16 protein-coding genes and 1 riboswitch are annotated in these 21,346 nt (G+C 42.5%); all 16 genes read right to left on the bottom strand.

Translation table 11 applies throughout. The features are described 5' to 3' along the window. Positions 1–410 precede the first annotated feature (410 nt). The 16 genes from Q0X72_RS01575 to Q0X72_RS01500 all read right to left on the bottom strand — a co-directional run bounded on the left by Q0X72_RS01575 (position 411) and on the right by Q0X72_RS01500 (position 21,318). A complete protein-coding gene (locus Q0X72_RS01575; protein WP_297761053.1) occupies positions 411–788 on the bottom strand; it encodes a hypothetical protein in 378 nt (125 codons plus the stop codon). Positions 789–1,032: 244 nt separating this feature from the next. Beyond that, the gene (locus Q0X72_RS01570) at positions 1,033–2,370 is read right to left on the bottom strand and encodes a Gfo/Idh/MocA family oxidoreductase (protein ID WP_297761050.1); all 1,338 of its coding nucleotides are present in this window, start codon (positions 2,368–2,370) and stop codon (positions 1,033–1,035) included. A gap of 115 nt (positions 2,371–2,485) precedes the next feature. Continuing rightward, entirely contained in the window at positions 2,486–3,565 is a 1,080-nt protein-coding gene (locus Q0X72_RS01565) for a serine hydrolase (protein WP_297761047.1), read from the bottom strand. A gap of 7 nt (positions 3,566–3,572) precedes the next feature. After that, entirely contained in the window at positions 3,573–4,337 is a 765-nt protein-coding gene (locus tag Q0X72_RS01560; RefSeq protein ID WP_297761044.1) for a head GIN domain-containing protein, read from the bottom strand. Between the two features lie 20 nt (positions 4,338–4,357). Beyond that, positions 4,358–5,458, bottom strand: a complete 1,101-nt coding sequence (locus tag Q0X72_RS01555) for an acyloxyacyl hydrolase (protein WP_297761041.1) — start codon at positions 5,456–5,458, stop codon at positions 4,358–4,360. A gap of 62 nt (positions 5,459–5,520) precedes the next feature. Further along, entirely contained in the window at positions 5,521–6,474 is a 954-nt protein-coding gene (gene metF / locus Q0X72_RS01550; RefSeq protein ID WP_297761038.1) for a methylenetetrahydrofolate reductase [NAD(P)H], read from the bottom strand. A 15-nt stretch (positions 6,475–6,489) separates the two neighbouring features. Continuing rightward, entirely contained in the window at positions 6,490–9,231 is a 2,742-nt protein-coding gene (metH, locus tag Q0X72_RS01545; RefSeq protein WP_297761036.1) for a methionine synthase, read from the bottom strand. After that, entirely contained in the window at positions 9,228–10,229 is a 1,002-nt protein-coding gene (locus Q0X72_RS01540; protein WP_297761057.1) for a homocysteine S-methyltransferase family protein, read from the bottom strand. The genes metH and Q0X72_RS01540 overlap by 4 nt, the downstream gene beginning before the upstream one ends. Positions 10,230–10,346: 117 nt before the next feature. After that, positions 10,347–10,454: riboswitch (SAM riboswitch) on the bottom strand. Positions 10,455–10,576: 122 nt separating this feature from the next. After that, positions 10,577–11,158, bottom strand: a complete 582-nt coding sequence (locus tag Q0X72_RS01535; protein ID WP_297761033.1) for a bifunctional precorrin-2 dehydrogenase/sirohydrochlorin ferrochelatase — start codon at positions 11,156–11,158, stop codon at positions 10,577–10,579. Next, the gene (gene cobA, locus Q0X72_RS01530) at positions 11,158–11,922 is read right to left on the bottom strand and encodes a uroporphyrinogen-III C-methyltransferase (protein ID WP_297761031.1); all 765 of its coding nucleotides are present in this window, start codon (positions 11,920–11,922) and stop codon (positions 11,158–11,160) included. Before cobA ends, Q0X72_RS01535 begins: the two co-directional genes overlap by 1 nt. Continuing rightward, positions 11,915–13,999, bottom strand: coding sequence for a nitrite/sulfite reductase (locus Q0X72_RS01525; RefSeq protein WP_297761028.1), 2,085 nt, complete (start codon positions 13,997–13,999; stop codon positions 11,915–11,917). Before Q0X72_RS01525 ends, cobA begins: the two co-directional genes overlap by 8 nt. Before the next feature lie 77 nt (positions 14,000–14,076). Then, positions 14,077–14,700: a phosphoadenosine phosphosulfate reductase family protein gene (locus Q0X72_RS01520; RefSeq protein WP_297761025.1), complete on the bottom strand. Its 624-nt coding sequence runs from the start codon at positions 14,698–14,700 to the stop codon at positions 14,077–14,079. A 206-nt stretch (positions 14,701–14,906) separates the two neighbouring features. Beyond that, positions 14,907–15,317: an Rrf2 family transcriptional regulator gene (locus Q0X72_RS01515; protein ID WP_297761022.1), complete on the bottom strand. Its 411-nt coding sequence runs from the start codon at positions 15,315–15,317 to the stop codon at positions 14,907–14,909. Between the two features lie 35 nt (positions 15,318–15,352). After that, positions 15,353–16,534: an aminotransferase class I/II-fold pyridoxal phosphate-dependent enzyme gene (locus Q0X72_RS01510; protein WP_297761019.1), complete on the bottom strand. Its 1,182-nt coding sequence runs from the start codon at positions 16,532–16,534 to the stop codon at positions 15,353–15,355. Between the two features lie 22 nt (positions 16,535–16,556). Then, positions 16,557–19,961 carry a bifunctional aspartate kinase/homoserine dehydrogenase I gene (gene thrA / locus Q0X72_RS01505; protein ID WP_297761017.1) on the bottom strand — a complete coding sequence of 1,135 codons (3,405 nt, stop codon included), beginning with the start codon at positions 19,959–19,961 and terminating at the stop codon, positions 16,557–16,559. Between the two features lie 64 nt (positions 19,962–20,025). Continuing rightward, positions 20,026–21,318, bottom strand: coding sequence for an O-acetylhomoserine aminocarboxypropyltransferase/cysteine synthase family protein (locus Q0X72_RS01500; protein WP_297761014.1), 1,293 nt, complete (start codon positions 21,316–21,318; stop codon positions 20,026–20,028). Positions 21,319–21,346 lie beyond the last annotated feature (28 nt).

Here is a 21,346-nt window from a genome sequence, read left to right as displayed (position 1 = left end):
TTTATGCTTAACTGCATTTTTTAAAGCTTGCTGAACGCTGGTAGGCGGCATAAAGGGCGATTGCCCAAATCCAAATTGGAATAAGTTTCGGTTTTGGGCCGCCATTCTTTTGGTTTGGGTATTTATAAGTAATGTTTGTGATTCTTCTACTTCTCTGTACATATTGAACTATCAAATCTAATTTCAACACTCTTTTACACGGTTCTTTAATATAATGACAAGCCAAAGGGCAGACCATTTCTCACTTACGGTTTCTACTTTAAACTCTTCAATAAGATATTGAAGGTAATAATACCTCATAAGATTACTATCAAGTTTGTTAAAATCTGGCAGTTTTTTTGATTTGAGGTATTACTTCATCCTCTGCCATAGCAGCAAATTGTAGTTCTGTATTAAGGCAAAATAATCGGTTACTTGCCAGAGATCCAGTGGCGGGCTGCTGCTTCGTCTTCAAACCCCCTGAAATGCCAGTCTGAATTTAAGTTCCTGGAGATTTCCACATACTTTTCTATCTTGTTCCTGATCTTAACATCCCTGGCTATATAGGCCATCTTAAGCCTTCGTATTACCCTACTGGCAGCCACATCATTTACCGAAACTTCTACTATGTCTATTGGTTTCCATTCGACACTTGTAGTTTCGAGGGTATGAACTAGCTGATATTTTGCAGTTTTAGACCTGGGATCGCCAAAAAATATCTCATTGGCTTCCCAAATTTCTCGTGAGGTCACAAAGTCGTAGAACTCCCATTTAATTCCTTCTTTTTCCCAAATAGTTCGAAAAGGCATAAGCTAATAAATTTAATATAGACTAAAATATAGGTGCATGGTTTTTAGCAAGTCATACTTTATGACATTGTTTAAATAAAAAATAGACCAGCCAAAATTTATGGTTTGATCCATTTAGTACAAAAGTACAATCATTGAAGCCGAAAATTTGCCCTCAACTATCCTACACTTAAAGATACTCAAAAAGACCCAAAAGTTCAAAGAAATCAGTGATCTATTCCTCAAGAAGGATAGGTAATTTTCGCTAAAAGTCCCGATAATTACCGGCTAAATATTTATTGGCCTTGGCTTCCTTAAACCGGGCTGTTTTATTATCCCAATGTAATTTTCGATTTGGAAATTGTCCGGCGATAACTCCCAGCAAAATGGTTTCCGTTAGTCGGGCAGAGTATGAAAATGGAGCCGTGCAGGTATCTGTCCCTAAACAGGCATCCACGAACTGATGATAGTGCTTATGACCTTCCAGGCCGTAGTCTCGCACGGGTTCACCTATCTGACCTGACAGTTCAAAAGGGGTTACGTCTATATCCTGATATTCCCCATCCACAATATGCCTTGGTAATTCCATAAAATGAGGTAAGAGCAATCTTCCTTTTTCTCCAATGAACATGGCCCCCTGTAGTGGAAGTTTTTCTTTGTTGGGTAATTTAAGATCCTTATGCATGGCAGGGGCACCTTTCCCGTCATACCATACCCATTTCAAGGTTTCGGCAGTATACGGTGTCCCGGGAAATTCATAGGTTACGGTATTTCGTTCAGGGTATCCAAAATCATTAGGTCTGCGGCATTGGTTCTTTACGGTAAAAGGCACATCTAACTGTAGCGCGTTATAAGGGGTGTCAAAAATATGCACTCCCATATCCCCTAAGGTACCGCAACCAAAGTCTACCAGCTTCCGCCAATTGGCAGGATGGTATACCTGATCTTTATAAGGCCTGGTTGCAGAGGTTCCCAACCATAAATTCCAATTCAGATTAGGTGGTATAGGATCCGTACCTGTTGGTGCCGGACCATCATATCCCCAATTCTTGGGTGACCAGGCACGGACACAAGAAACCTTCCCAATGATCCCTGATTGGATCAGAAGGGTGGCTAATTTATAATCGTAAAAAGAATGCACCTGAATACCCATCTGGGTTATTAGATTCTTTTCTTCTGCCAGTTTACGCATCGCCCTAACTTCTGCGACATGATGAGCTAGTGGTTTTTGACAATAGACGGGTTTATCTAATTGCATGGCCAGCATTGAAGCAGGGGCGTGTGTATGATCTGGAGTAGAGACGATCACAGCATCTATATCATTCGCCATATCCGAAAAGAGCATACGATAATCTGCAAAAACCCTTGCTTTTGGATGAAGAAGTTTAGCGGCTTCCAGATTCTTGGTGTCCACATCACAAAGCGCTACTACCTCAACCATTTTATGCGAGGAAACAGATTTCAGATCTTCCGCTCCCATTCCCCCTACGCCGATATGGGCGGTTCGCAATTTTTTATCCTGATTTATTCCCCACATGGAGGAAGGTAACAAGGAGACCGAAGAGGCCACCGCCGTATTCTTTAAAAAATCTCTTCTTTTCATGGTAAGTGTAGTTAGTTAAATATTTTAAAAGCAAAAAAAAGCCAAAGGTGATAGATCAAAATACTCTTGCATAGCGCTTTAAAGATAACTAATTCGAATGAACTCAAATGGACTATTAGGCATGAGTAGCCTCCGTAAAAAATAAGGGATATATTTCTTCTTCCAGGACTATCTGTATCCTGGGGTCTGTACAATTGATCAGCAAGGCTATGACCACCTCCTCATGGGGATATACAAAGAAATTGCTATAGCCGCCTATCCCATTGCCCACATGGCCTATGAACGGTCGACCCTTGGAATCTTCACTTACCTGCCATCCCAAGCCATAGTAGGTTGAATTTCCATTTATCCATTGAGGAGTAAGGAATTGTGTCATGATCTCTGCAGGGATCAAGGCATTTTCCAGACTAGCTTGCCCCAGTTTTGCCAGATCTTCTGAGGTAGAAAGATAGCCTCCCCCGGCCAATTTATATTGATTATCTACCGGAATAGCCAACCGAAAGCCAGATCTTCTCCTTGTATAGGGTGTAGCCTTGTTCCTTCTGGAAACCTCCGGATATTCTACATGAGTGGAATGCATTCCCAAAGGATCTAAAACTTCCTTTTTGACATATTCCGAAAAGGGTATTCCGCTCACCTCCTCCATGGCAAGCGAGATCATAACCCAATCAAAGCTCGTGTATAAATAATCCGTCCCTGGTGGAAATTCTAAAGGATCATCCTGAAAAATCTTTAAACTTTCCTTTATGGAATAGGGTTGGTTCAAGGCGTATTCCTTGCCGCGATACCCGCGTATTCCGGCAGTATGAGAGGCGAGTTGCCGAATCGTAAAATCAAATTCTTTTTTGGGGAAATAAGGTACATATTTGTAGAAGGAAGTATCCAGATCGATCTTCTTATCTGCTACCATTTTGGCCAGCGCGATGGCAGCAATAGGTTTGGAGGCACTGGCTATCCTAAAAAGAGTCTTCCCAGGATCAACCTCTATTTTTTTATCTAAATCAGCATACCCATACCCTTTTTGGAAGAGCTTCTCTCCTTTTTTAAGTACAGTTATAGACATGCCGGGAACCTTGCCGGTATCGACGAATTCTTGCATCAGGGCATCAAAAAGTTTTATGTTTCCCTTATTCCCTGGGATCTCGCCTGTAGCATCAGAAAAGAAAAGTTGCCTTATGTATGATATAAGTCCCATTTTGGTACTACTCCTTAAAGATCAATCGCCCTCTGTACAATTCTTCCACTGCTACAGAATCTGGCCGATTAAAGCTCAGCACATCTCCTGTTCCTCTGATCACCCCCCGAAGTATTAGTTGCGGATTTACCAGCATATCATTGCTTCCTCTATGGTTGATGATCATCTCTTGTACAATTAGTTCCTCCGCCTCTATCCTGGAATCTCCTGCCCATATATTAGCATTAAAGCGCTGCGTACTGCCTCTTAATTTAAAATAAGCAATTCCGTTGGCTACGAGTGTCAGATTCTGTGTGGCAAGGTCGAGATCAAAAGACCCATCAGTTGTTTCAGATTCCGTATTGCTAAAACTTTCGGAGATCAATTGCAATTCAGGAAATGTAAGTGTGCCTTCACTCCTGACGGGCCAACCTGTACTGCTTCGTATCTCATTAATGTTAGGAGAGGTTACAAAGATCTTTGTGATCCCGTATTCCCGGAAAAGGTTACAGTTGTTGGTATTGCGAACAACCAGCCTGCCGCCCTCAACTTCAGCAGTTACTTCCGAACGCAAAAACTCCCCGGTTTCAATGACCACTTCCTGCACCAGACCTTCACTCAAGACGAGTTCTATATTCTCAAAAACAGTGATCTTCTCAAAGTTGGGCAGGCTCACCTCTTCTCGTACCAAATCTCCGGCGTTCTGGAAGCAATCGGGTACATTGTCTCCATTGCACCCCGTGATTAGAAGCGCAAAGAAACCAAAAAAAGTTATAAATGTAAGCTTGTTCATATTAATTGACTCCTCATGTTTCACAAGCGGATTCCCACACCAATTTCCACCGCTTCGGCTTTGGCAGCATGCGATTTAAGAGTGACTGCTGCAAACCATTTTTCTCCAAAATATCGCTTAAGCCCAACGCGATTATAAACCTTTCCTTCAAAATCGAACGGGTAATACACATAATACCCCAATTGAGTAATAATGCTCATCTTGTTAATAAAAAACTCATGTCCTAAAAAGATCCCTACCCGCTTAAAATCATCATTTGGATCTACATTGAGTTCAGGAAATGAAACAGCCTGATATCTAATCAGGTCCTTAAGAAAGTTAGAAAAAAAGATGTCTGTTCCCAGCTGTATGGAACTTAACCTTCCTATTCGTTTGTCCGCATAAGCAGATAGAATATAAAAAGGGTACTGCCCGGAATTAATTACATCGCTCTCATTGATCCCCGTTCTGAAGACCAGATTGGCTTTTATTGGCTCCTTTACAAACTCTTGTTCTCCTTGTTTGACAAACTCTAGAGTCTCTCCGCCTTGCAGATCATAAACCAGTCCGGCATTAAAGGCAAATGTGTTCGTAGAAGTATTGGGCGCCTTTACATTGGCATTGGAGTAATGCACAACAGAAATCCCTGCTTTTATTCCTAATCTCTCGAATATTTTTTCTTTTTGATAATTCATCATGAGATAAGTAGAGCTCAACAGATGAGTGCCATAGGCGTTATTCCTAAAATTCTCCGTCTTATCATAAGGATTGGTATTATAGGCCACTCCTTGTCCTATTCTAAACTGCAGGTTTCTCTTTAGTAGATAAAAATTGTAATGGGCATAGATCCCAAGATTATGACCCAAAGTAGGGTTGTTCATATCCTGATACACCATGGAAAAACCTGTATCCGGATAATTGAATTTTTCTTCCCAGCCTTCGTAACCAAAGGTTTGTTTACTGAACCCCAAAATAACCCCTGAGGGATGTTCACTTATCAAATGGGAAATGTCTGTATTGTGTAAAAGTATGGAGCCGTAGAAAGAGCTAAGGTCAACCGTCCATTTATGAGGTATATCCGCCTCCTGCGAAAAGCATCCCCAACAATAAAGCAGGCAGAAAATTAGGGTTCTGATATTCATGGGGTGTAAAAATAGGAATTATTCGGACGATGGATCTAGCCTTAGCGGGAAACTATTTTCCTTTAGAAAACAGCTTTTGCGATCTCCTGAATATTATCGCTCTTACCCATAGAATAATAATGCAACACAGGAACTCCGGCAGCTTTGAGTTCATTAGATTGAGTAATGGCCCATTCGATCCCAAGCTCACGTACTTCCTTATTGTTCTTACATTTCTCTACTCCATCAATAAGGTCTTGTGGAAGATCTATCCGGAAAACCTGGGGAAGAAGCTGTAAATGTCTTTTTACCGCAATGGGTTTAATTCCCGGGATGATGGGAACGGTAATCCCTATTGCCCTTGCCGCTTTCACAAAATCGAAGAATTTTTGATTGTCAAAGAACATTTGGGTTACAATGTAGTGAGCGCCCAGTTCAACTTTCTTCTTCAACCATTTAAGATCTGTTTGCAAAGAGGGAGCCTCCATGTGTTTTTCGGGGTACCCGGCTACTCCAATACAGAAATCTGAACAATTATCAGTCTCTATCACCTCATGCAAATATTTACCGTCATTGAGATCATGGATTTGAACAACCAGATCTGATGCAAAATTATGCCCCCCTTTGGTTGGTTCAAAATAGGTCTCCTCTTTCATGGCATCACCTCGCAGCGCCATCACATTTTCAATTCCCAGATAATGGCAATCTACCAAAAGATACTCTGTTTCCTCCTTTGTAAATCCACCACATAACACGTGGGGTATAGTATCCACATCGTATTTGTGTTTTATAGAGGCACAAATACCAACAGTGCCGGGACGCATTCTGGTTAATTTCTTATCGAGCAGGCCGGCTCTGTCTATATATACATATTCTTCTCTGGAGGTTGTTACATCCACAAAAGGCGGATTGAACTCCATGAGTGGATCAATATTGTCATACAATTCCTGTATGCTTCTACCTTTTACGGGGGGTATGATCTCAAAGGAAAAGAGAGTGCTTCCTTTCGATTTTTCTATATGTTCGGTTACTTTCATGCTTTTTACATTCTTTTATTCTTCCACTAAATTAGGAGCAAGCCATTTTTGGGCCATTTCAAGGGAAATACCCTTTCTTTTGGCATAGTCCTTCAACTGATCCTGCCCTATTTTCCCTAGGCCGAAATACCGCGCTTCAGGATGAGCAAAATAATATCCGCTTACACTTGCGGCAGGCCACATAGCGAGGCTTTCTGTAAGTTTTACTCCTATAGATTGCTTTACCTTCAGCAGCTCCCAAATAGTCTCTTTTTCCAGGTGATCCGGACAGGCAGGGTAGCCAGGTGCAGGTCGGATTCCTTTGTACGCTTCTTTGATCAACTCTTCATTACTGAGTGTTTCTTCTGCCGCATATCCCCAGTGATTTGTTCTAACTTCGAGGTGCAAATATTCTGCAAATGCCTCCGCCAATCGGTCCGCCAGGGCCTTTATCATGATAGCATTATAATCATCCATTGCCTTCTCATACTCCTGTGCCAATTCCTGAGTTCCAAACCCGGCTGTTACACAGAAACAACCTATATAATCCTTAGCTCCATCTTTTTTTGGTGCCATAAAATCGGCCAGAGCTAGATGTGGAACCCCTTTCTTCTTTTTAAGTTGCTGTCTCAGTGTATGGAAGATGAATTTCTTGCCCGAAACGGGATCTATTACTTCAATATCATCTTCGTTGATCGTATTTGCACTGTAAATTCCAAAAACAGCCTTTGCTTGCAGTAATTTTTTTTCGATGATCTCATCGAGCATCTTTTGAGCATCCTTAAAAAGTTCAGTTGCTTGTTCCCCAACCACAGCATCCGCTAGTATTTCGGGATATTTACCATGAAGTTCCCAACTTCGGAAGAAGGGTGACCAATCTATAAAAGGTCGCAATAGCTTCAGATCCAATTCTTCTATAATCTGAGTCCCTAACTTCTTCGGCTTTACAATTTTAGAAGTCTTCCATGAGAGGAACTTCTTGTTCTTACGGGCATCATGGATAGAAATGTATTCCTTCCGTTTCCCTCGTTCCAGGAATTTATTACGAAAAGATTCGTACTCTGATTTTAGTTGCTCTTTATATCCCTGAGAGCGCTCCTTTTGCAGCAGGTCGCCAACAACAGTCACTGCTCTGGAGGCATCATTTACATGTACAACTGCCGCCCCATACTGTGGATCTATCTTAACAGCGGTGTGTGCCTTACTTGTAGTAGCGCCCCCTATCAACAAGGGCACTGTAATATTTTTGCGTTGCATTTCCTTAGCCAAAAATACCATTTCATCGAGGGAGGGTGTAATTAAGCCACTCAAACCAATGATATCTACCTGTTCTTCTATCGCTTTCTGAATGATCTTTTCCGGAGGCACCATCACCCCAAGGTCTATGATCTCATAGTTGTTGCAGGCCAGGACCACACTCACAATGTTCTTCCCAATATCGTGCACATCGCCTTTTACCGTCGCCATCAGAATCTTTCCTGCTGCCCCTCGCGAAGTGGCATCCTTAGAGGCCTCAATAAAAGGAGTGAGATGGGCAACGGCCTTTTTCATCACCCGGGCCGACTTCACCACCTGGGGAAGAAACATTTTGCCGCTTCCAAACAGATCGCCTACGACATTCATCCCATTCATCAAATGACCCTCGATCACTTCAATGGGTTTGGTTGCCAATTGACGAGCCTCCTCCACATCGGCCACAATATATTGGTCTATTCCCTTTACAAGAGCCCTGGTTATTCTGTCTTGCAGCCCTTCTTCTCGCCACGAAAGATCTTGTTTGTTCTCACGGGTCTTACCTACAACTTTTTCCGCAAATTCCAATAAGCGTTCTGTAGCATCGGGCCTTCTGTTTAGTATTACATCTTCTACCTGTTCCAGGAGATCTTTAGGAATGTCATCGTAGACTTCAAGCAAGGCAGGGTTTACAATACCGATATTCATCCCGGCCTTTATGGCATGGTACAAAAAGACCGAATGCATGGCTTCGCGTACCGTATCATTCCCCCTGAAACTAAAGGAAACATTACTTACGCCGCCACTTACGCTACAATGAGGAAGATTCTCCCTTACCCATTTGGTAGCCTCAATAAAATCTACCGCGTTGCGATTGTGTTCATCCATACCTGTTGCCACAGGAAAAATATTTAGGTCGAAAATGATATCTTCCGGTGGAAATTTCACTTTGTTCACCAGAATGTCATAAGATCTGCTGGCAATCTCAAGTCGGCGATCGTAATTATCTGCCTGTCCTTTCTCATCAAAAGCCATAACAATCACCGCAGCTCCGTAGCGACGAATTAGTTGAGCCTGTCTGATGAATTCCTGCTCCCCTTCTTTTAGGCTGATAGAATTAACGACGCATTTTCCTTGTACCACGCGCAAACCAGCTTCAATGATCTCCCACTTAGAACTGTCTATCATGATGGGAACCCTGGCAATATCGGGTTCTGCGAGGATTAGATTTAAATATTTCACCATGGCTTCCTTCCCATCAATAAGGCCATCATCCATATTCACATCAATGATCTGTGCCCCACCCTCTACCTGGTGTCTGGCAATATCAACGGCTTCATCGAATTTTCCTTCTTTGATGAGTCGGAGGAATTTACGGGATCCGGCTACATTGGTACGTTCTCCTACATTTATAAAATTGCTTTCCGGTGTAACAATCAGAGGTTCCAGGCCCGCAAGTTTTAGGTGCTTTTTATCCACATTCCTGTCTTCTGAAGACAGAAAAGAGGGTGGATCTTGCACGATATGTTGCTTCTTTGGATTCATACGGAGATCAAACATTTTCTGGGTGCAAATTCTTGGACCAATTTAGCGATGGCCTTAATATGAGCAGGCGTTGTTCCGCAGCATCCTCCCACAATATTTACAAGGCTTTTCTCCAAATACTCATTTATCTGAAAGGCCATCTCCTCCGGACTCTGATCGTATTCCCCAAAGGCATTTGGCAAGCCCGCATTGGGATGGGCAGATACTGCCAAAGGCGTTTTAGCCGATAATATTTCCAGATGGGGAACGAGTTGACTTGCCCCGAGTGCACAGTTAAAACCGACGGATAAAAAAGGGATATGTGATACAGATATTAGGAAAGATTCGGCTGTCTGACCAGATAAGGTTCGGCCCGAAGCATCTGTTATGGTTCCACTGATCATAATTGGTACTGAAATACCTCTTTCCTCCTTAACTTCTTCAATTGCGAACAAGGCAGCTTTCGCGTTCAGCGTATCAAATACAGTTTCTACTAATAAAAGATCAACTCCTCCATCTAGCAGGGCCTCCACTTGTTCCCGATAAGCAAGGCGTAGATCCTCAAAAGAAACTGCCCGAAAACCGGGGTCGTTAACATCCGGGGACATACTGGCCGTTTTATTCGTTGGGCCTATGCTGCCAGCTACAAAGCGTGGCTTTTGGGGTTCCCTGGCAGTGCATTTTACAGCTACTTCTTTTGCGATCCTGGCCGACTCAAAATTCAATTCATAGACCAAGTCTTCCATATGATAATCGGCCATGGCTATGGAGGTTCCTGAGAAGGTATTAGTTTCCACGATATCTGCACCTGCTTCAAAATATTTCTGATGAATTTCGGCTATTGCCTGTGGCTGGGTAAGAGACAACAGATCATTATTCCCCTGTAATGGATGGGGCCAGTCTTTGAATCGAACTCCCCGAAAATCAGTCTCCGTAAATTTATATTGCTGAAGCATTGTACCCATGGCGCCGTCTAACACAAGGATACGTTCCTCTAAAAGTTCTTCAATTCTTTTCATCATCGTTATTTATCAAATACATATACTGTGAAACATACACAACCGCTTAGGTAAATATGTTTCAGGCTCGAAAGTATTTTGTATCAAGAATGGAAATAAGCAGAAATGCTTAATTGTACGTTATCTGTCACGCCCAGTGCGTAATAGAATGTAGCACCTTCTTTAGTAGCTAAAGGGTTGCTAAGGTTTCACCGGGTCTAGTCCCTCCACCTTTCTTGATAACAAATTTCATTGTGTATATGAACTGTCACAAAGAAACACCACAATGGCAATAAAAACAAGTAAATGGGATTATTTTTACCTCGATGGCATTGAGCGCGATCGTCAGTAATAGTCGTAGGTTTTACCTAATTTTCATCTTCAACCAAGGTTTGTGTAAGCTCATTCATCTTTTCCATCTTGTATTCAAAGGAACCTCGAAGTGTTTTTCTGTAGATATTAAGGTTTTGAACCAGGATGCTAATATCATCTGGAAGAATATCCTCAAAAAATTGTCTTAGACGCTTGGCAGTTGTTGGTGATTTACCATTTGTAGAAATGGCCACTTTTACATGACCTTTTGTAACAATACCTCCCATATAAAAATCGCACAAAGGAGGGTTATCTGCTACATTTACTAATATGTTGCGTTGACGGCAATCTCGATAAATACGCTGATTGACCTCTTTATCATCTGTGGTAGCGATCACAATATGTTTCCCTTCTAATTGTTTGGGATGATACTCATCCTTTAATCTTAGTACCGGATATTGCTTAGCAAGTTTGGTAGTTTCCGGTCTGTAAAAAGGAGCTACCATGGTTACTTGTGAATCGGGACTCGATTTTAGCAAAAAGCGCAATTTTTCTTCAGCAACAAATCCTCCGCCGACAATAAGAATCTCTAATTGCCTGGTTTTTAAGAATATGGGATATAAATTATTTCGTTCCATTAAATGGCTATTTCTGAGATTACTTCTTGTTGTATTTGCAAAAGTTGTGTTCTGTGTCTAACTACTTCACCAATGACTATAATGGCCGGATTGCTTAATTGCTCTTTTTCTACTATTCCCAGGATATTCCCTACAGCACCCACACCTATTTTTTCATCTTCTCTGGTACCGTTCTGGATGATTGCTACCGGTAGTGCTGATTTTCCTTCCGATTCAAAAATATGAACGATCTCTGCTAATTTGCCCATCCCCATTAGGATGACCACTGTGGCAGTTGACTTCGCGGCCAAAGCTATATCATCGGACAATTGATGACTTCTTGTGGTACCTGTAATTACCCAAAAACTTTCGGATGATCCACGTTTGGTTACCGGGATATTTTGAGAAGCAGGAACAGCTATACAAGAGGATATACCAGGAACAGCAGATACTTCCACACCTCTGGCAGCGGCGTATTCTATCTCTTCTGCTCCTCTGCCAAAAACAAACGGATCACCCCCTTTTAATCTTACAACATGGCCATGGGTGTTCGCTCTACTAACGATTAGTTCATTGATCTGTTCCTGCTGATAGGTATAACAACCGCGTCGCTTACCAACAAAAATATGTTCTGCTTTTGTAGCATATTTTAATAGGCCAGGGTGTACCAGGGCATCATATAAAACAACATCTGCCGTTTCTAAGGCTTTTATTCCTTTTAAGGTTATAAGATCCAGATCTCCTGGTCCGGCACCTACTACTGTAAGTTTGTTGTCACTACGCATGTTCCAATTCCAGTTTTCGGTAGGCTTTTGCCTTGCTAATAAAATCTTTGGCTTCCACCCAATAGGAATGGGCAAATATAGAAGTTGGAGCGTTGCTGTTTAGTTGCAATACCTTTGCTTCAAAGCTAGTATCTAACTGTAACTTTTGAGTTGAAGTTAGATATATATCAAAATCCTTTATAATACTGGCATGGGTATTTGTGCTTGTATCCTCTGATGTCAATAAAGCTTTAGCCGCATTGATCATTGCGCTGTATGAATAATATATACTGGCTGCCCACTTTTCTTCTTTGAGGGCCTCACATGATTCTTCCAACTTTTCGTCGCATTCCAGGAGTAAAGTGGCCACCAGATCGATCACAACCCCTGCACATTCTCCAATACCAATAGCTTTCTTGTATTTCTGATCTGCTCCCCAATCCACAAAATCGGAATTGGTCAAATGATCTGTATTTATCAAAGGTTTTAATAGCTCATAGAAATACATTTGTCCCTTTTCTGCATAGTAGGAGTGGTACGGTTCACCTTTTCCATTCGTTTCATAATCATCCAGAATTAATCTTAAGGCCTGAGGACCTCTTTTACTAGGGATCTTGCATACTTTATCGGCAAAAATTCCCTCTCCATTTCCAAGATTACCTCCTCCTAAAAGTACCTGCAGGGCCGGAGCAACACGTTTGTCTGGAGTTCTGATAGACATGCCCTGGAATCCTATATGAGCCATGGTATGTTGTCCACAGGCGTTCATACACCCACTAATTTTTATCACAACATCAGAATTACCCGCATAGTGTGGATACTCTAACCTTAGGATCCTTTCCAATTCAGCAGCTATTCCGGTACTGCTGGCAATTCCGAGATTACAGGTATCTGTTCCGGGGCAAGCAGTAATATCTATGGCTTTATTATACCCTATATCAGATAATCCAAGGCGTTGTAATTCGTTAAAAAAGAAAGGAAGGGAAGTTATTGGCACAAAAGGGATAAGGATATTTTGGCGTAAGGTTAATCTCATTTCCCCGGCGGCATATGTCTCCACCAGATCGGCAAGTTGCCTGGCCTGATTCGTATAGAAATCACCCAGGAATACTTTTATACCAATAGCAACAAAACCTGGTTGTTTCTGAGCAATTATATTGGCCGATTTCCATTCTTCAAAAAGTATCTTGTTTTCCAAATGAACTGCAGGTGCTTTTTTTGCTTCCTTTGGGTTGGAAGGATTTGGATCTATAAATAGAGTGTCAATGGGAACTGCATTCTCCTCCAGTTCCAGTAATTCGCGGAACTTTTCAAGCCCCAGATCTTTCATCAGAAACTTCATACGCGCCCTGGCCCTGCTCTTGCGTTCACCATGACGATCAAAAACACGAAGGACTGCTTCCATGATAGGGATGATTCGCTCTGACTCCAAAAAATCGAAGAGTACATCGGCATGCCTTGGTTGAGAGCCAAGACCACCACCGATCATAACCTTAAATCCCGAAACACCATTTTGAATTTTAGCAATAAAACCAAGATCATGCATATAGGAAAGTCCGGTATCTGATTCGGAAGAAGAAAAAGAAACCTTAAACTTACGACCCAGTTCCTGCCCAACGGGGTTTCTTAAAAAGTACTCGAATAGTGCCTGGGCGTAAGGGGATACATCGAAAGGTTCGGCGGGGTCAATTCCGGCCAGCTCACTTGCAGTGACATTTCGTACGGCATTACCACATGCTTCCCGTAAGGTAACCTTATCCTTCTCTAGCTCTGCCCAAAGTTGAGGAGTTCTATCCAGGTCTACGTAATGGATTTGAATATCCTGTCTGGTAGTGATATGCAACCTGCCAGTAGAATATTCATCGGCTACATCGGCAATACGATGCAATTGCTGAGCGCTGAGTTTCCCATAGGGAATCTTGATCCGGACCATCTGTACTCCTGGTTGCCTTTGCCCATATACACCGCGAGCCAAACGAAGGCTTCTGAATTTTTCCTCATGAAGTTCGCCCTCCTTATAGGCTCTTATCTTGGCTTCTAATTCCAGGATATCCTTTTCTACTAGTGGATCCTCTATTTCCGATCTAAAGCTTTTCATAGTATCCTATTTATCCTATTCTTTTTATAGGTTTTACTGCAAATTAATGCTTTACGTTTGTGGCTGATTTTAATTAACTACAGGTGTATTCCACATTCCCGGTTTTGGAGCACCTTTGTAGGATCGTAGTAGTTTTGCTCGTTGGGAAGCTGATGTTGTCTTAGATAGGCCTTTAATTGAGCATCATTCCAATGATAGAAAGGACTTACCTTTAATATTCCCTCCTTACTGATACTTAGCATGTCCAGGCTATCACGGAAGGCGGTCTGCCCTTTGCGTATGTTGGTGAACCAAACATCGGGTTGGTGTTCCTTGATGGCCCTTCGAAACGGTTCTAGTTTTACTTGCCTGGTAAATTCGGTATGTCTGGGATCGTCAATATCCGGGATCCCCATAAGAACATCTCTCCTCGCTCTAGTTTGTTTAGGAACATAGATCTTCATATTAAGATCGAGAGATTTCATAACCTCATCGGCATGTGTATAGGTAGCTTCTGTATTGTATCCGGTATCGCACCATATTACGGGTACGTCCTTTTTTACAGCCGTTACGGCGCGTAAAATAGAAGCAGAAAAAGGTCCAAAATTTGTAGTTACAATAGGACTCCTGGCATAATCCAGGGCCCAGCCTATGATCTCTTCCGTTGGGATTCCTCTGAATTGTGCATTTAAGTGTTCTAAGTGCTGATCTGTAAACTTCATGGAGCAAACTCTTTTACTATAATTACTTATATTATATACCCTATAGTTTTACTAGGTTAATCAAAAGTAGCATTTATTATTGATGCAGTTGCTAAAATATTTGATCTTTTAACAATTCACCCTATAGTTTTAGTAGATTAATAAAAATATTATTGATTCACTTGGATATTTTCAGTAGAAATATAGACCTATTAGGAATATGGCACCTAGTTTAGGAGATCTGCAAGGGTAGTATTCCGATAAACATCCAGGGCACTATCCCGTACCTTAAGCATTAGTTTATGAACTGAACAACTTTGCTCATCCGGGCAATCCTCACATTTCTCGTAAAAATTAAGGCTTACGCAAGATACCATGGCAATTGGGCCCTCGAGGACTCGCATTACCGTGGTCATAGGTATTTCAGAAGGATCTTTTATCAGGTAATAGCCCCCGCCCTTGCCTTTTTTGGACCCCAGATATCCTGTTCGGCGTAAGGTGAGTAGTATACTTTCCAGGAATTTTTGTGATATATTTTCATGATTTGCAATCTCAGCAATAGCAATAGGATTACGGTCTTTCTGATTTCCCAGAAATGTTAAGGCCTTTAGGCCGTATTTGGTCTTTTTGGAAAGCATGCAGCTAATATAACTAAAAGCAGGGAATCAATTCCTCAGGAAATAGTATCTAACGCCTGTGATACATCGCCAATAATATCTTCAATATGCTCCAGACCAACCGAGATCCGAACCATACCATCGGTAATTCCGCTTTCCTTTCGCTCTTTTTCGGAAAGTTTACTATGAGTAGTTGAAGCCGGGTGAGTCACAATACTCCTTGAATCGCCCAGATTAGCCGAAAGCGATAACAGTTTGATGGCATCAAAAAACTTCTGGCCAGCCTGTACTCCTCCCTTTATTTCAAAAGAGACCACACAACCGCCAGCAGTCATTTGTTTTTTGGCTAATTGGTACTGAGGATGTGACGGCAAGTAAGGGTATTTTACCCACACCACCTTCGGATGAGCCTCCAAAAATTGGGCTACCCCTAGAGCATTACTGCAATGCCTGTCTACCCGTACGGCCAGGGTTTCCAAACTTTTTGAAAGCACCCAGGCGTTAAATGGCGAGAGCGACGGGCCGGATATTCTGGCGAACCTGTAGATCTTGTCAATTAAATCTGCACGACCTACAGTAATCCCCGCTAAGACCCTACCCTGACCGTCCATAAGTTTGGTTCCGGAATGGATCACCAGGTGGGCACCAAATTTGATAGGTTGCTGTAAATAAGGCGATGCAAAACAATTATCCACGATAAGTAACAATCCGTGTTTCTTTGCAATGGCCCCAAGCCGTTCCAGATCAACAAGATCTACTCCCGGATTCGTTGGCGATTCTGCATAGATCACTTTGGTGTTTGGGGTTATAAGCTCTTCTACTTTCTCTAAATCATCGATCTTGAAATAGGTATGTGAAATTTGCCATTTTGGAAAGAACTGGGTAAACAGGCTATGAGTAGATCCAAAGATGTTGCGGGCAGACAAAATATGATCCCCACTTTCCAGGAGTGCTGCAAAGGTTGAAAATACAGCTGCCATACCCGAAGCAAAAGCGAATCCTGCTTCCGCTCCTTCCATTTTACACACCTTATCAATAAACTCTGTTCCGTTTGGGTTAGCGTATCTGGAGTAGATATTCCTATCCTTTTCCTCGGCAAAAGAAGCGCGCATGTCCTCTGCATCCTCAAACACAAAACTTGAGCTCATATAGATGGGACTCGAGTGTTCCAAAAAAGAAGAGCGCTCCATTTGTGTTCGGATCGCTTCGGTCTCAAAGTGACGGCTTGTTTTTTTCATGACATCTCCAATTTAAGACAATTTACATCTTTTCTGCTATGCGCAAAATATCTCCAAAAACACCTCTTGCTGTCACTGCGGCACCTGCTCCTGCTCCCTGTATTACCAGGGGATTCTCACCGTAAGATTCTGTATAGATCTCTACGATGGAGTCTGAACCTCGCACTTGTCCAAGGCTACTTTCTTTTGGAACCGAGATCAATTTTACATCCAGTTTTCCTTTCTCTTTTTGCAGATCACCATGTAATTCTCCCACATATCTTAGAACATGCCCTGAGGCTTGCTTCTTCTTAACTTCCTCCATGAGAGGGTCCAGGGTTTCTATCTGTTCAATAAAACCTTCAATGCTAAGCTTTTGTAAATTCTTTGGGATCAAGTTCTCTATCTTCACATCATCAATTTCATTTTGTAACTCAAGCTCCCTGGCAAGGATCAATAGCTTCCTGCCCACATCCATCCCTGAAAGATCCTCACGCGGATCTGGCTCGGTATACCCAAGACTCACGGCTTCCAGCAAAACTTCAGAGAAAGGCACATCTTTTTCCGAAAAGGTATTAAAGATATAACTCAGGGATCCTGAAAATACTCCTTTGTTCCCCGTAATATTCTCCCCGGACAGATGAAGCAGTTTAATTGTATCTATTAACGGTAATCCGGCCCCCACATTTGTCTCATACAAATACTGTTTTTGAAAATGTTCTAATTCTTCGCGCAGGAGATGATAAAAGTCTATACCCAGGGTATTGGCAATTTTGTTTGAAGAGATCAGATCGAATCCATTTTCTACAAAATCAAAATAATGGGCCACAAATTCTTCGCTGGCCGTATTATCTACTGCAATCAAATTCTCCAAATGATGGGCCTTGGCATAGTCAAAAATATCATTGAGTGTATAGGACTTTCCTTTCTCTTTTATGGATGATCTCCAGTTCCCGGTGATCCCATCCTTATTAAGCAGTAATTTCTTAGAATTTCCAAGGGCAAATACCCTGAGTTGTGTCCCTTTTCTTTTTTCAATGTTTTTGCTGGCTCCCAATACCTGATCCAGCAGGGTTCCCCCAACATTCCCATGTCCAAAAATAGCCAGATTCACCTTTTTACTAATGCCAAAGATCTGTCCGTGCATTACATTTAATGCCTTGTGGAGATCCGCTTTCTTTACTACCAGGCTAATGTTCTTCCCTGTAACTGTGTTATTGAAAAGTAATGGGATGACTTGATTTTTGATCAGCGCATTGTAGGGTTTGTGAAACGTACTGAGATCCTGACCCACGATGGAGATCACGGACACGTCTTCCACAATAGTGATCGCATTAATGTCCTTGGATCGAAAATCATTCTCAAATTCCTCCTCAAGAGCTTTCTTTGCAGCCTGTGCCTTTTTTGCCGATACGAGGAGTCCGATACCTCGTTCTGAGGATCCCTGTGAAATAATACTCACACTAACATTTCGTTGGCTCAATGCCCTAAAAATTCTGGCATCTACTCCAACCTTTCCCAATAAACCTCTTCCCTCCAGGTTGATCAGTGCTTCATCTCCCAGGACCGAGAGTGAACGGATGCCTTCTTCAGTAGTTTTGGCACTAATTAAGGTTCCTTCATTTTCCTTGTTGAATGTATTCAGGATCCGCAGAGGAATGTTCTTCTCTAACAATGGAATAATTGTCTTTGCGTGGAGAATAGTAGCACCAAAATTAGCCAGTTCATTGGCCTCGCTATACGAAAGTTGCGCTATACGCCTGGCCTCCGGCACCCATTTAGGATCGGCTGTATAGATACCATCTACATGGGTATAATTTAATAACTCTTCCGCATCCAGAAAATTAGCCAGGAGAGAAGCGGTATAATTACTGCCATTCCTTCCCAAAGTGGTAGTTTCCCCGGACTCGGTAGCTCCAATAAATCCGGGGATAACGGGGATCACCGAAGCATCTAACTTCCTGAAAAAATTATTGGACCGTTCCCTTGATATTTCCTCCAGCAATTTGGCATCACCAAAAGTATTATCCGTAATGATGAGTTGTCTAGAATCTGCATGTTGAGCCTGTATCCCTTTACCAATTAAAAGCTTGGTAATGAGTTTTGTTGAGACTAATTCGCCAATTGCCAATACCTGATCCCTGATCTTGGGACTATAATCCCCTAACAGAGCTACACCTTCCAGGAGATGTACTAATTCCCGGAATTCGTTGGAGAGATCTACATTCTTATAACTATGCCGCTGGTATTTTTCAAAGTCTTCGAATTCTTTTATATAGTCCTTTCCCTGAGCAGCCTTTTCCAAAATGGTATCTAGCTGATCTGTTGCCATTTCCCTCGCAGAAACCACCACCACAATTTTTTCGCCTTGTTTCACTTTGTTGGTTATGATCTCCAGCACTCTTTCTATCCCTTCCCCATTGGCAAGAGACGTGCCTCCAAATTTGAGGATCTTATAACGTTTGGCCGCCTTCTCCGGATCAAAGATCCCCTCTAGCAATTGCTCCAATTGTCTGAATTCGATCAAAAATGCGTCGTGACCGTGAAGCGACTTTATCTCTCCATATGTGACATTGCTTCTGGCTTGAGCCATTTGCTTATGGGTCTCCTTATTCTCCCTTGCAGAAAAAAACAGATCCGAATCTACCCCAATGATATGAATGTTGGTTTGGCTACGTTGCAATTTTTCAAAGGCCTCTTTCCCATTCCGGTTAATATCAATGGTCTTCAGCAACTGATTGGTTAGCTTATAGGCAGATAATTGAAAACGCTCCTGCAGTTTCCTACCGTGATGTAAGAGCCAACTCTCCACATTAAAAACATTGAGATCTTCATTGGTACTTCTTTGAAAACGTTCCTTGAATGATTCCGGGGTACGGTAGCACAACATGGCATGCATCCTCGCATCATGGACCGGTTGTTTGGAATTGATCAGGAATTGTTCCTGGATCTGACAATTGGCGATCAACCAGTCTGTCGACTTCCAGTCAGACGCCACAGGGATCAAGTGTGTAGTGATCTCAGTATCTAGCGCCGCCATCTCCCAGGCAATGCCCCCTCCAAGAGATCCTCCAATAATGGCATATAGTTTTTTAACCTTTAATATAGCCAGTGCCCCCAGGAAGATCCTCGCTATATCACCCGCCACAAAATCCTTGTAATTATCAATTATAAAACCGTCATAGCCATTACCCGGAATATTAAAGGCCAGGACGGTATATTTTTGAGTGTCTATACACTTGTCTTTCCCGACAAGGGAAGTCCACCAACCATTTTCCCCCGCAACATCCGAATTTCCGGTCAGGGCATGATTGACCAATACGATCGGGGCGGTGTTCAGCGGCAGGCCAAATACCTGATAAGACAATAGAATATCCTGTGTTACTCCGCTAAGGGTAGTAAAACCGGAAATTTTTATTTGTTCTATGTCCGAAACCGCTGTTTTCATATGCAATTATTTATAGGAATCATCCCTGCTTTCGTAAACACTGATTCTTTCTATTACACCTCATTTAAACCGATACGGATGAATCAATGGTTGTAAAGGCCTGCTCCAGATCTGCCGTAAGATCCTCCAGATCCTCCAACCCAACAGACAACCTAATAAGGTCTTTGGTAACCCCTGTAGTTAGCTGCGCCTCATCATCTAGTTGCTGGTGTGTGGTGCTCGCAGGATGAATGATAAGGGACTTGGTATCTCCAATATTGGCTAAGAGCGAAAAGAGCTTGGTCTCGTCTGCGATCTTCTTCGCGGATTCATACCCTCCTTTTACTCCAAAGGTAACAATACTACTCTGGCCTTTTGGCAAATACGCCTCTGCGTGAGCATAGTATTTGCTACTCTTTAATCCCGGATAGTTGACCCAGGTCACTTCTTTGCGATTTTCCAACCAACTGGCCAGGGCCAGGGCGTTCTCACTGTGTTTCTTCATCCTCACTTGCAGGGTTTCCAGACCTTGTATTATCTGAAAGGCATTAAACGGACTCAGGCAGGCTCCGTGATCGCGTAGCCCTTCTATCCTCACCTTGGCGATAAAAGCGGCAGGACCCAGCGCATCGTGGTATACTAAGCCATGATAACCGGGAGAGGGTTCCGTAAACTCCGGAAACTTCCCACTAGACCAATCAAAAGTACCCGCATCTATAATGGCACCACCCAGGGCCGTTCCATTACCATTGATATATTTTGTTAAGGAATGGATCACTATGTTGGCACCATGTTCAATAGGATTCAATAATGCCGGTGTAGCCACCGTATTATCCACAATAAATGGGATCTTGGCCTTTCTTGCTTCTGCAGAAATGGCTTTGAGATCGAGTACATCCAGTTTTGGATTTCCGAGTGATTCAACAAAGATAGCTCTGGTATTTTCCTTGACCGCTTTTCCAAAGTTTGAAGGATCTGCAGGGTCTACAAAGGTAGTTGTGATCCCCAAACGTGGTAATGTTACGCTTAGCAAGTTATAAGTGCCTCCATATAAACTATTGGAGGCAACGATATGATCCCCGGCTTTTAACAGTACCAACAAAGCAGTATTGATGGCTCCTGTCCCTGAGGCGGTTACCACCGAGGCAATTCCGCCCTCCAGTGCCGCTAAGCGCTGCTCAAGAATGTCATTGGTTGGGTTGTTGATCCTGGTGTAGATGTTCCCAAACTCAGCCAGGGAAAATAAATTGGCCGCATGGTCCGAATCGTTAAAGACATAGGCTGTGCTCTGATAGATAGGCACAGCTCGTGTACCTCCGTGTAATTTAGTGTCATGACCAGCATGCAGTGCTTTGGTCGAAAATTTTTGATCGCTCATGATTTCAGTTTTTTTATTATTAATAGTT

The organism is uncultured Muriicola sp. (assembly GCF_947258935.1).
GTDB lineage: Bacteria > Bacteroidota > Bacteroidia > Flavobacteriales > Flavobacteriaceae > Muriicola.
This window is presented reverse-complemented; position numbering and strand designations above follow the sequence as displayed.

What these genes read in the sequence shown, in the direction of transcription:
- Q0X72_RS01570 (WP_297761050.1), bottom strand. Translation starts at nt 2,370, where the DNA reads ATGAAAAGAAGAGATTTTTTAAAGAATACGGCGGTGGCCTCTTCGGTC.
- Q0X72_RS01575 (WP_297761053.1), bottom strand. Translation starts at nt 788, where the DNA reads ATGCCTTTTCGAACTATTTGGGAAAAAGAAGGAATTAAATGGGAGTTC.
- Q0X72_RS01510 (WP_297761019.1), bottom strand. Translation starts at nt 16,534, where the DNA reads ATGAAAAAAACAAGCCGTCACTTTGAGACCGAAGCGATCCGAACACAA.
- Q0X72_RS01515 (WP_297761022.1), bottom strand. Translation starts at nt 15,317, where the DNA reads ATGCTTTCCAAAAAGACCAAATACGGCCTAAAGGCCTTAACATTTCTG.
- Q0X72_RS01500 (WP_297761014.1), bottom strand. Translation starts at nt 21,318, where the DNA reads ATGAGCGATCAAAAATTTTCGACCAAAGCACTGCATGCTGGTCATGAC.
- metF (WP_297761038.1), bottom strand. Translation starts at nt 6,474, where the DNA reads ATGAAAGTAACCGAACATATAGAAAAATCGAAAGGAAGCACTCTCTTT.
- Q0X72_RS01555 (WP_297761041.1), bottom strand. Translation starts at nt 5,458, where the DNA reads ATGAATATCAGAACCCTAATTTTCTGCCTGCTTTATTGTTGGGGATGC.
- Q0X72_RS01560 (WP_297761044.1), bottom strand. Translation starts at nt 4,337, where the DNA reads ATGAACAAGCTTACATTTATAACTTTTTTTGGTTTCTTTGCGCTTCTA.
- Q0X72_RS01535 (WP_297761033.1), bottom strand. Translation starts at nt 11,158, where the DNA reads ATGGAACGAAATAATTTATATCCCATATTCTTAAAAACCAGGCAATTA.
- Q0X72_RS01525 (WP_297761028.1), bottom strand. Translation starts at nt 13,999, where the DNA reads ATGAAAAGCTTTAGATCGGAAATAGAGGATCCACTAGTAGAAAAGGAT.
- thrA (WP_297761017.1), bottom strand. Translation starts at nt 19,961, where the DNA reads ATGAAAACAGCGGTTTCGGACATAGAACAAATAAAAATTTCCGGTTTT.
- Q0X72_RS01565 (WP_297761047.1), bottom strand. Translation starts at nt 3,565, where the DNA reads ATGGGACTTATATCATACATAAGGCAACTTTTCTTTTCTGATGCTACA.
- Q0X72_RS01540 (WP_297761057.1), bottom strand. Translation starts at nt 10,229, where the DNA reads ATGAAAAGAATTGAAGAACTTTTAGAGGAACGTATCCTTGTGTTAGAC.
- Q0X72_RS01520 (WP_297761025.1), bottom strand. Translation starts at nt 14,700, where the DNA reads ATGAAGTTTACAGATCAGCACTTAGAACACTTAAATGCACAATTCAGA.
- metH (WP_297761036.1), bottom strand. Translation starts at nt 9,231, where the DNA reads ATGAATCCAAAGAAGCAACATATCGTGCAAGATCCACCCTCTTTTCTG.
- cobA (WP_297761031.1), bottom strand. Translation starts at nt 11,922, where the DNA reads ATGCGTAGTGACAACAAACTTACAGTAGTAGGTGCCGGACCAGGAGAT.